This window comes from Phyllobacterium bourgognense (assembly GCF_003337575.1).
GTDB classification, from domain to species: Bacteria; Pseudomonadota; Alphaproteobacteria; order Rhizobiales; family Rhizobiaceae; genus Phyllobacterium; species Phyllobacterium bourgognense.
In genome coordinates, this window is sequence record NZ_QPJM01000007.1 from 152,717 (window position 1) to 163,291 (window position 10,575).

General features: G+C 59.7%; 8 protein-coding genes. All 8 read right to left on the bottom strand.

Annotated elements, in window-relative coordinates:
* Window positions 1-2 precede the first annotated feature (2 nt).
* The 8 genes from C7476_RS14410 to efeU all read right to left on the bottom strand — a co-directional run bounded on the left by C7476_RS14410 (window position 3) and on the right by efeU (window position 10,410).
* The gene (locus C7476_RS14410) at window positions 3-1,580 is read right to left on the bottom strand and encodes a cytochrome ubiquinol oxidase subunit I (RefSeq protein WP_114430600.1); all 1,578 of its coding nucleotides are present in this window, start codon (window positions 1,578-1,580) and stop codon (window positions 3-5) included.
* 82 nt (window positions 1,581-1,662) lie between these two features.
* Entirely contained in the window at window positions 1,663-3,351 is a 1,689-nt protein-coding gene (gene cydC, locus C7476_RS14415; RefSeq protein ID WP_114430601.1) for a thiol reductant ABC exporter subunit CydC, read from the bottom strand.
* Complete coding sequence (gene cydD, locus C7476_RS14420; RefSeq protein ID WP_114430602.1) at window positions 3,351-5,123, bottom strand: thiol reductant ABC exporter subunit CydD; 1,773 nt, start codon at window positions 5,121-5,123, stop codon at window positions 3,351-3,353. The genes cydC and cydD overlap by 1 nt, the downstream gene beginning before the upstream one ends.
* Before the next feature lie 4 nt (window positions 5,124-5,127).
* Window positions 5,128-5,700 carry a GbsR/MarR family transcriptional regulator gene (locus C7476_RS14425; RefSeq protein ID WP_112531168.1) on the bottom strand — a complete coding sequence of 191 codons (573 nt, stop codon included), beginning with the start codon at window positions 5,698-5,700 and terminating at the stop codon, window positions 5,128-5,130.
* A gap of 504 nt (window positions 5,701-6,204) precedes the next feature.
* Window positions 6,205-7,032 carry an iron uptake system protein EfeO gene (gene efeO, locus C7476_RS14430; protein WP_114430603.1) on the bottom strand — a complete coding sequence of 276 codons (828 nt, stop codon included), beginning with the start codon at window positions 7,030-7,032 and terminating at the stop codon, window positions 6,205-6,207.
* Window positions 7,033-7,043: 11 nt separating this feature from the next.
* The gene (efeB, locus tag C7476_RS14435; RefSeq protein ID WP_114430604.1) at window positions 7,044-8,351 is read right to left on the bottom strand and encodes an iron uptake transporter deferrochelatase/peroxidase subunit; all 1,308 of its coding nucleotides are present in this window, start codon (window positions 8,349-8,351) and stop codon (window positions 7,044-7,046) included.
* A 5-nt stretch (window positions 8,352-8,356) separates the two neighbouring features.
* Window positions 8,357-9,547: an iron uptake system protein EfeO gene (gene efeO, locus C7476_RS14440; RefSeq protein WP_114430605.1), complete on the bottom strand. Its 1,191-nt coding sequence runs from the start codon at window positions 9,545-9,547 to the stop codon at window positions 8,357-8,359.
* 29 nt (window positions 9,548-9,576) lie between these two features.
* Window positions 9,577-10,410, bottom strand: coding sequence for an iron uptake transporter permease EfeU (gene efeU / locus C7476_RS14445; protein WP_114430606.1), 834 nt, complete (start codon window positions 10,408-10,410; stop codon window positions 9,577-9,579).
* Between the last annotated feature and the right edge of the window lie 165 nt (window positions 10,411-10,575).

The following is a 10,575-nucleotide window of genomic DNA, read 5'->3' on the forward strand; positions in this document are numbered from 1 at the left end:
GTTTACTCCGCTGGCACGATATTAGGGGAAATCAGCTTCGCTTCCGGCTCGAAGTCGGGTTCCGGTCCCTTGGCGATTGCTTTCAGCATCAGGCCCATCTCGACGATGAAGAGCGTTGTGTAGATCACGACGAAACCTCCGATGGTGATAAGCAGCGACGTTGCACCCAGATTGGAAACCGCAGCGGCCGTCGGCAACACGCCCTCGATGACCCAGGGTTGCCGGCCAAACTCCGCAACGACCCAGCCAAGCTCCGCGGCAACCCAGGGGAGGGGGATCGCAAACACCGCGATACGCAGCAGCCAGGGATAGGCATCGATCTTGCGCCGTATGGACAGGATGAAGAATGTCGCCGTGAGAAGGATAAAGAATATACCGAGCCCGACCATGATGCGGAACGACCAGAACAGCGTGGGTACATTTGGCACAGTGTCCCATGCTGCCTTCTCGATCTGGTCGTCGGTGGCTTGCCGCGGATCGTCCACATAGCGTTTCAACAGAAGCGCGTATCCGAGATCGGCGCCATTCGCTTCGAATGCCTCGCGCACCTCGGCCGGGACAGTCGTCGTGCTGCCTGCCTCCCGTATGCGCTGGAGCGCATCATAGGCAATCAAACCCTGGCGTATCCTCGATCTAGCATGGTCGACCAGTTCTTCGATGCCGGGAATGACCGTCGTCAGCGACCGCGTGCCGATCAGCCCCATGACCCAGGGGATGTGCACGGCATAGTGCGTCTCGCGTGCTTCCTGGTCGGGAAACCCAAAAGCCGTGAACGCAGCCGGGGCAGGCTCGGTCTTCCACATCGCCTCGATCGAGGCGAGTTTCATTTTCTGGTGTTCGGTGGAGAGATAGCCGCTCTCGTCGCCGAGAACCACGACCGAAAGCGCCGAGGCAAGGCCAAACGAAGCAGCAACAGTCATTGAGCGCTTGGCGATCTCGATGTGCCTGCCTTTGAGGGCATACCAGGCCGAGACACCGAGTACGAAAATCGATGCCGTGACGTAACCCGCAGACACGGTGTGTACAAACTTCGCCTGCGCGACTGGATTGAACAAAACCTCATAAAAATCAACGACTTCCATGCGCATCGTCTGCGGATTGAAGGCGGAACCCACAGGGTTTTGCATCCAGCCGTTGGCGATGAGTATCCACAGCGCCGAGAAATTCGATCCCGCTGCCACCGCCCAGGTCGCCGCCAGATGTCCGACCTTGGAAAGCTTGTCCCAACCGAAGAAGAACAGCCCGACGAACGTTGCCTCAAGGAAGAACGCCATCAGTCCTTCGATCGCCAGCGGTGCGCCGAAAATATCGCCGACATAGTGGCTGTAATAGCTCCAGTTCATGCCGAACTGAAATTCCATGACTATGCCGGTGGCGACACCGAGGGCAAAATTGATACCGAATAGTACGCCCCAGAATTTGGTCATCTGGCGCCAGATGACGCGGCCGGTCATCACATAGACCGTCTCCATGATCGCCAGAAGGACGGACAGTCCAAGCGTCAAGGGCACGAAGAGAAAGTGGTAGAGAGCTGTGATCGCAAATTGCAGGCGCGACAGCGCCACGATATCGAGTTCCATTGCTTCTGCCGGATCGTTCCGGCCCCCTGTTAGCGGCCTTCACCTGGAGTGAACGCCGAATAAATTCTGCCTCGGTCTTGTCTCAGTCCGGCCGCAGCGCGGCGAGGGCAGCGTCGAATTCCTGTTCTCCGCATCGCGGCGCGCCAACGACGCGCCCGCGTTCGAGAACCAGCAGCCGGTCGGCGATCATCGCCTCCCGCCTGATATGCGTGGCGATGACGACAGAACGGCCTTGCATCTGTGCTCGAAGGCGCTGAAGCACGTCACGGGCTGTATCTCCGTCGAGACCCTCGGTCGGCTCATCCAGCAGCCAGAGAGGCGTGTCGCGCAAAAGCAGCCGCGCCAGCGCCAAACGGCGGGCCTGACCGCCGGAAATCCCAAACCCGCCTTCGCCAAGCATGGTATCCAGACCTGCCGGCAGGGCGGCGACGAACTGTCCAAGGCCTGCTGTAGCAAGAACGTCGAGAAGACGCGTATCGTCGGCACCTCGATCGGCAAGCCGGAGATTGTCACGCAGACTGTCCTGAAAGAGCTCTGTTCTCTGTGTCAGAAGGGTAGCGGGGAGGCATGCGACGCTGCCCACTTTAGCTGCGATCTCGCCAGCGATCAGTGCCAGCAGTGTGGACTTGCCGGCACCGCTCGCCCCGACAAGTGCGAGGCGTTCACCGCGAACAAGCGACAGTGACAGATGCCGAAGCGTCGGGAGGGGTGAGCCATCGTAGCAGACCGAAACGTCCTTGAGTTCAACCGCCAGTTCACCTCGTGGAGAAACCGGTGGTTCGGGGGAGGGGAGGGGGGCGATGTTCGGACCGATGCGCTTTGCGGCAAGCACAGTGCGCCCGAGTTCAACCGCGCCGCGGCGCAGCCCGGCAAAGGGTTCCAGTGCTGCCAGCGCGATCAGCAGACCGAGGGCCGCAACCGGCCCACCGATCACGCCACCACTGGCCAATAGAGCGACCGCATAAAGAGTGCCGCCGAGCAGGATTGCCGAGGCTATGCCGAAACCGGCTGTGACAAACATCTCGATACGATTCAGTGCATCATCCGTTTGCGAAAGGCGACGATCGGAAGCCATGATCGCATTCCGCTGGGCGTCCAGCCGTCCGGCCATGACCAGGTCGATTTGCCCGGCGACAAGATCGATCGTGCGCGAGCGCAGGGTCTCCAAGGCATGAGCGCGGCGGCGCGATGGTTTTGCGGCGAAGCGCGCAGCGATGAGCGGAATGCCGAACCCGGTCAACAGCAGCCACGATCCTGCGGCAAGACCCAACAGCGGATGCATGAGCCCGAGAGCGGCAGCAATGGCGAGCGCCGTGCAAAGCGCGACGGCCGCGGGGACGAGAATGCGCAGATAAAGCGAATCGAGAGCATCGATATCGGCAGTCAGGCGAAACAGCAGCCTTGCCGGACGCTTCAACAGCCTCTGCGCCGCTCGGCGTTGAGCCCAATTGCGGAAAACTTCTGCGCGCAATCCCGCCAGCACACCAAGCGTTGCGTCGTGCGTGGTCAGGCGTTCGCCGTAGCGTGCGGCGGTGCGGGCGAGAGCCAGAAAACGGATCGCTGCGGCGGGCGCAAAAACATCGAAAGCGAATGCAGTGGCTGACGACAGCCCCGCTATTGCCGTGGCGGTAATGAACCAGCCGGAAAGGCCAAGCAGGGCGATACCGGCGAGCACTGTTGCCGCCGCCAGCAGAGCGCCCGCCAGAAGCGCGGCGCGCCACTCAGTGAGGAATAGCGCCAATATGGGTCTGAATGCGCTCCACAGGGCCATCACAACCCCTCCTGCGGTGTTTGAGACGGCAGGATGACAACTCTGTCCATGCGGCTTGCCAGGACAGGATCGTGCGTCGCGACGATGAGCGTCTTGCCGGCTGCGATTCTCAGCAGGCTATCCATGATTTCATTGGCTGTGCTCGTATCGAGATGTGCGGTCGGTTCATCCGCGAGGATCAGCCCTGCATCCGGATTGGCAGCCGCGCGCGCCAAAGCAAGCCTTAAGGTTTCCCCGCCGGAAAGGCCCGATCCGCCTTCACCGATCGGCGCGTTTGCATGCGCATTGGCCACGTCCTGCAGGGCCGCCTTGCCGAGCGCGGCTCCTATCTCATCGGATCCGATTTCCGGGCGGCCCAGCGCTACATTGTCCGCAACCGTACCAGCGAAAATATGCGGCTTCTGTCCGACCCAGGCAATGCCTGTCCGAAGCTCCGCCGCCGTGGCCGGCGTGAGGGGAATGTTTCCAACTGCGATCCGTCCGCTTTCACAAGGCGCGAGTCCGGCGATCAAAGCGAGAAGCGTGGATTTTCCCGAGCCGCTTGGACCCAGCAGCGCAATGTGCTCAGCCGGCAAAACATCGAGGCTGAATTGGTCAAAAACCGCAGAGCCATTGCCCTTGTAGTGGAATGTGATCTTTCCAACCTGGACGCCTGGAACTGCCGCATGGATCGCAATTGTCTGCGTAGCGCCCTTGTCGGCACCCGGCATGACAACGCCATCATCGGACAGCTTGTCCAGGGCTTCGATCGCGGCCTCGCCCGCAGCCCGGTCGTGCCAGACCGAGGACAATTCACGCAGCGGCTCGAAGAAAGCCGGTGCAAGCAAAAGAATGAACAGGCCTTCGGTCAGGCTCAAACGCCCGCCCCAGGCACCGAAATTCAACTGGCCGAGCAGGTGGAAACCAACATAGACGGCGACCATGGCAACACCTAGTGCCGCAAACAGCTCAAGCACCGCGGATGACAGAAACGCTATTTTAAGCACCGCCATCGTGCGTACCCGCAGCGATTGCGCATTGTCGCGCAGGCGATGCGCGGTCAAATCCACGGCGTCCAGTGAACGGATGGTGCCCAAACCGCGCAGCCGGTCGAGCAGGAACGCATTCATGCCGCCCATTTCGACAAGCTGTTTCTCGCTCGCCGCTTTGGCACGCCAGCCGATCAGCGCCATGAAAACCGGAATCAGAGGAGCGGAAACTAACAGGACTATAGCTACCACCCAGGACAACGGCAGGACACAAAGCATAATAGCAACGGGAACAATCGTTGCCTTCAGCCGCGCCGGGCGAAAGCGCGAAAGATAGGGTACGATGGCCTCTGCCTGCTCAGCGAGCACACTCGCCGCGAAGCCGGAAGCGGGTCGTTCCATATCCAGCGGCGAGCGCCGGGTCAGCGCTGCCACAGCCTTGTCGCGTTTCGTGGTCAACACGGTGCGGGCGGCACGAAAAGCGAGCCGGCTTCCAAACGCATCGAGCAGTGCCCGGAACACGCCAATCACAACGACGCCAAGAACCAGCCAGTAGATATTCGCCATTCCTTTGCCGGCAACGATGCTGCCCACACCTGTAGCGAGGAGCAAAGCCTGCGGCAACCACAACAGCGATGCGAGCACCTGAACAATGGGCGCCACCCTCTCGGCGCGTGCAGCGTCAGGAGAACTCGCGGATTTTTCCACTAAATTTGATGACGCGGACCGCAGCGTTGCACTGTCGTTCACAAAATCACTCTGCGTGCGGAGCGCTATCGAGGACGAATGTGCTGCCGGTGCCATCACTTCAACCCTTCTCGGGAGAACGCTTCGACCTGCCGAGGGATACGATCTTGTCCTTCGCCTCCAGCAGTCTTGTGACTTTCGCACCCAGCGTCAATAGGGTCGCCAAGCGGTCCGTCTCAAGTTTCTTGACGTCGTCGTACCAATTAGTCAGTTGCTCGATGAGGCTGTGCATCTCGCCCATCCGTGCCTGCGCGTGGCGTTCTGCGTCGCTTGCCGGCTGCTGCATCAGGATTTCGCGCAAAACAGACAGTGTCGGGTCGACTTCGCGTTTCTTTCGTTCCTCTGCAAGTGTGCGTAGAATCTGCCAGACATCGTCCGGCGTCGTGAAGAAATCGCGGCGATCGTCGGGAAGATGTTTAAGCAGGACAAGGTTCCATGCCTGCAACTCGCGCAAGCTCATCGACACATTCGAGCGGGAAATTCCCAGCGCATCGACGATCTGCTCGGCATTGAGCGGATCGGGCGAGACATAAAGCAGCGCATAGATCTGGCCGACAGTGCGGTTGATGCCCCACCGGCTCCCCATTTCGCCGAAGTGCAGAACGAAGGATTGAACGAGTGGCGGCAGATTCATCGGTTTATCCCGTTGCAACTGTGATTTCAGTAATTACTGAAATTACGATATTTAATAAATCGTAAATTTGCAAGGGGTGGTTTGGGGTGCACAGGAAAAGGGGAGGGGAGGGTCCTGCAGACCGCAGGTTCTTGACCCTCCCCCTTGTGGGGAGGGGCGGACCGCAGGGCCGGGGAGGGGCCCTTTCTAGATATTTGGTCGCCGTCAGGCTTAAGAGACCCGTCCCTGCTGCTGCGCAGCCTCCCTCCCACAAGGGGGAGGGGAAGAGGCGGCACTCTTGGAGCCGGCTCTTGAACCTATGACCGCCGCACCAAAAAACCCGGCCCGATCGGAACGATCGAGCCGGGTTGCAAAGGTGGCGTAGTAGCGTTTTGAGAATTCAGCCTGATGAGTCAGCTGGTGTGGTTTTTCGAGAACCGGAGCGCAGCGGACTTATTGGTCCGTGAGCACCGGAAGCGTAGAAAACCGCATCAGATGCCCATCAGGGTGAAGAAATCAAAAGGCTTAGTTCAGACCCAGCTTCCCGCGCAGCGTCGACAGGTCTTCGGCGAGCGTATTCACGGCAGCAGCCAACACGGCACGGTCATCTTCGGTGAGCTTGTCATAGAGCTCATAGCCGTCGGCCGTCTTGTACTTGGCCAACGTCGTATCGACCTTGTCGAAATTGCCCGATACCTTGGTCACGAAGGCGCTGTCTTCCTTTTCGACCAGCGGACGCACAAGATCGAAAATCTTGCGCGAGCCATCGAAGTTCGCCTTGAAGTCCCAAAGATCGGTGTGGCTGTAGCGATCTTCTTCACCGGAAATCTTGGTCGCCGCAACTTCTTCCATAAGCACGGCCGCACCACCGACAACCTTCTCGGGTGGCAGCGTCAAATCTGTAATGCGCTTGTTGAGCTCGGTCACGTCGGCCATCAGCTTGTCGGCGAATGGTCCGAGGTCCTTGGTGCTGTTTTCTGAAAAGAGGCCGTATTCGATACGGTGGAAACCGGTGAACTCCGGATCCTTCTCCGCCTTTTCATGGTCGTCGGCGCGTGAATCGATCGAGCCGTCGAGATCGCTGAACAACTCTGCGATCGGCTCGATCGCTTCGTAGCTCATGCGCGTGGAACCGAAGAGCGACTTGGCCTTGTCCACATCGCCCGCCTTGACCGCGTCGGTGAATACTTTGGTATCAGCGACGAGTTTTTCAGCGTGCTCCGACACGTAGATCTTGTAGTCGGCAATTGGTTGAACGAGATCGAGCGGTGCAACCTCGGCATTTGCCATTCGCGGCAAAGCCGCGGCTGCAAGTGCCAACAGGCTGGCAGATAGTACAAGTTTGAGTTTCATCCTTAGTCCCCTTAAGATTTGCGGACCACGTCGTGACCCGCTGCTTCCAATAATGTCCGGCCGACAAAATCGCTTTCGTCCTGCGGTCCGGGTGGCGTGAAGAAAAAGCCGCCGCCAATCGGCTTGATGTATTCCTCGAGCGGCTCGCCATCGAGCTGGCGCTGCACCGTGATGAAGCCCTTCTCCAGATCCGCCTGATAGCAGATGAACAGGAGCCCCTGTTCGAGCTGGCCGGATTTGCTCACCCCGTTCGAATAGTTGAAGGGGCGGCGAAGAATGAGGTTTGCTTCGGAGGCCTGCGTGCGAAAATTGGCAAGCCTTATATGCGCGTCGAGCGGCGTTATCGTCCCTTCCGGATCCTTGGAATAGTCAGGCACATCGTGCTCGGTACTTCCGCCGCCATGCGGTGCGCCCGTCGCCTTCTTGCGGCCGATGATGCGCTCCTGCTCGCCGAGCGGCGTGCGGTCCCAGCGTTCGACGAAATTACGGATGATGCGCACCGCCTGATAGGATCCGCCGCGCGTCCATGCGGGCTCCGCGCCGTTTTCCGGTACCCAGACGATTTTGTCCATCAGCGCAGCATTGTTGGCATCGGGATTGGCCGAACCGTCCCGGAAGCCGAGGAAATTGCGCGCGCTTTCATGAGTTCCGTCCGGTTTCGGCGGCAGGACAGGCACCGAGCCTTCCTGTTTCCAGCGAAGCACCATCAGATCGGGCAGGTTTTTCAGGACGTCGCGCAGGGCGTGGATGTTCGTGTCCGGCGTGTTAGAGCTGATCTGCAACGCCAGGTCGCCGTGGCACAAATCGGCATCCAGCGCATCATTGCGGAAGGCCTTCATGCGCGAAAGACGCGCAGGTTTGTGCGGCGCCAGCCAATAGCGGTCATCGAAGAACGAAGAACCGAGCGAAACAGTAATCGTCAGATTGTCAGGCGGAATCACCGGCCCCAGCAGTCCTGAATCTGCCGGTGGCAGCTTGTCGTCCAGTTCTGGCGGCGTGCCGCCTTGCATCAGGAAGGCGATGCGGCTCGACAGCGTCCGGAACAGCCGCTCCACGTCTGCAGGCGTTTTCGCCAGTACGTGAAACGAGGCGATCATGCCCGCCGCCGGGCGCGGTGTGACGATGCCCGCCTGATGCAGACCGTAGAATGACTGACGCTCCTGCGTCTTGTCGCTGACGGGCGCATCGGTGACCTGTCCGCCCTGCTTTTCCGCCGCCCGTGCCGTGGTCAGTCCGGTGGTCAGGGCGCTGCCTGCAGCACCGACACCGAAAAGCACGTTGCGCCGTGTTGTCACCAGTTTGTTGTCGTTGGTTGTCATCGCCGTTACTCCAGTCCTACGGCCGCATTGAGCTTGCCGATCGCCTCGGCCAGCCCTTGCATCTTCTGCGCCAGTGCCTTGCGGCTATCCGCGTTCACCTTGTCGTAGGCTGGATAACCGTCCGGACCCTTGAGCGCAGTCAACGCGCCGTTGGTCTCTGTCAGGCGGCTGTCGATATCGGCCACCACCTGTGGCGCGGCCTGCACCGCAACGGGCTTCAAGAGCGCCATCATTCGTGAAACCCCGGCAATATTGGCCTCGAAGTCCGCAAGATCGGTCTGCGCGTAGTGATCTTCACCCGCGGCGATCTTCGTATCGGCAATCTGCCCGACAAGCCGCCCCGCGCCCTTGGCGATCTGCTCGGGCGGAATGCGCAGGCCGCGTATCCGGTCCTTCAGCGCCGTCACGTCGGCCAGTAGCTTCGCCGAGACTGGCGCCAGCCCGTCAAGGCTGTTCTTGGCGTAGAGACCGTATTCCACGCGATGGAAGCCGGTGAACCCCGGATCCTCCTCGCGCTTTTCGAGATAATCCGCCACCGGATCGATTGCATTGTGGAGATCGGCAAAGAGGTCAGCCATCGGTTCGATCTGCTTGTAGGGAGCACGCGCCTTCTGGTAGGATTCCCGCGCCTTCTCGAGATCGCCGGCCTTGACTGCGTCGTCGAGAGCCTTCGTCGCCTTCACCAGCGAATTCGCCTGCATCACCATGAACACCTGGAATTCGGCCAGCGGACCGATAAACGATACCAGCGCCGGCCGCGCAGCCTCGGCTTCGGACTCGGCAGATGGCGTGACGTGCAAGGTTCCACGCGGATTGTTGAGCAGGCCGCAGGTGATCTCGTAGGTTCCGGCCTTGAGTTTTGCCTGCATCGTCTGGGTAAAGCCCGGCACGATATTCTCGCGCTCTTCCAGAACCATCACGCCGTCGAGGATTTCCCACTCAAGCGCGCGGTTGGATTTGTTGACGATGGTGAAGGTCGAACGCCCGGCCGGAACCGTAATCTCGTTGGGATCGCATGCGCTGTCGTTGATCGTGACAGTGATTGCCTCGCCTGAACCCGCCGATTTCAAACCTTTCGATGCATAGTAGAAGGCCACGCCGCCTGCAACGACGAGAAGGGCGGCCCCGGCAACCGCCAGCTTCATCAGCTTTTGCGATGAAGGGCGGGGAGAACTGGAGCCGGCGGTTTGCGTCATATAAACTTCTTTCGGTCAATAGGTGGCGATCAATGGGAAGGTTGGGCGGCAGTTGTGCGACTGCCCGCTGGTCGCAGGAACATGAAGATGCTGATGGATAGGAAGGCGACGTAGACGATGATTTCGCCCAGCGTCGGCATATCCTGATAGCCGAACATTCCGGAGAGCAACGTACCCAATGGGCTGCTCACCGGCAGGATGCCGCTCAGGTCGATGACAATCGTCTGGAGACTGTTCCAGACACCCGCCTCGTGGAAATGCCGCAATGTGCCCGCCAATATCCCGGCAGCGACCACCAATATGAAAAGACCCGTCCAGAAGAAGAACCGGCGCAGATTGAGGCGGATACCGCCCATATAGATGCCATAGCCAACCACGATCGACACCAGAATGCCGAGAAGCGCGCCAAGCGGCGCATCGCTGTTGGTGCTCTGCTGGAAAATGGCGAGCAGGAAGAATACCGATTCGAGCCCTTCACGGGCCACAGCGAAGAACACCATGGCGATCAGCGCGGGGGCCTGTCCTGTCGAATGCGAAAAAGCCGAGTCGATCGAATGATGCAGTTCCGATTTGATCGAGCGCGCCGCCTTGCGCATCCAGAAAACCATCGACGACAAAACGATGACGGCAACCAGCCCGACAATGGCCTCGAAGAATTCCTGCGCCTTCTGGGGGAACTCGGCACTGACCATCTGCAGCCCGGCTCCGACGAAGAGCGACAGCGCTATGGCAAGCAGAATCCCGACCCAAACCGCCGGCATCCATTCACCTCGACCAGTCTGCTTCAGATAGCTCGCGACAATGCCCACGATCAGAGCCGCCTCGATGCCCTCACGCAGCATTATCAGGAATGGAACGAGCATAGATCAGACCCTCGGCCAACCATTGACGTCTCTTTGAGACGCGCCTTGGGGCCGCGGGAGTCATAGACTGTCGCGAAAAACGAAGCAATAACAATATATTAGAAGAATTCTAAGGAATAACCGGAGGAAATTTGTCAATTATTCCAATATGTTGATTGTTTCAAT

Excerpts from the sequence above, each read along its gene's own strand:
- C7476_RS14410 (WP_114430600.1), bottom strand. The coding sequence starts at position 1,580 with ATGGAACTCGATATCGTGGCGCTGTCGCGCCTGCAATTTGCGATCACA.
- cydC (WP_114430601.1), bottom strand. The coding sequence starts at position 3,351 with ATGGCCCTGTGGAGCGCATTCAGACCCATATTGGCGCTATTCCTCACT.
- cydD (WP_114430602.1), bottom strand. The coding sequence starts at position 5,123 with ATGGCACCGGCAGCACATTCGTCCTCGATAGCGCTCCGCACGCAGAGT.
- C7476_RS14425 (WP_112531168.1), bottom strand. The coding sequence starts at position 5,700 with ATGAATCTGCCGCCACTCGTTCAATCCTTCGTTCTGCACTTCGGCGAA.
- efeO (WP_114430603.1), bottom strand. The coding sequence starts at position 7,032 with ATGAAACTCAAACTTGTACTATCTGCCAGCCTGTTGGCACTTGCAGCC.
- efeB (WP_114430604.1), bottom strand. The coding sequence starts at position 8,351 with ATGACAACCAACGACAACAAACTGGTGACAACACGGCGCAACGTGCTT.
- efeO (WP_114430605.1), bottom strand. The coding sequence starts at position 9,547 with ATGACGCAAACCGCCGGCTCCAGTTCTCCCCGCCCTTCATCGCAAAAG.
- efeU (WP_114430606.1), bottom strand. The coding sequence starts at position 10,410 with ATGCTCGTTCCATTCCTGATAATGCTGCGTGAGGGCATCGAGGCGGCT.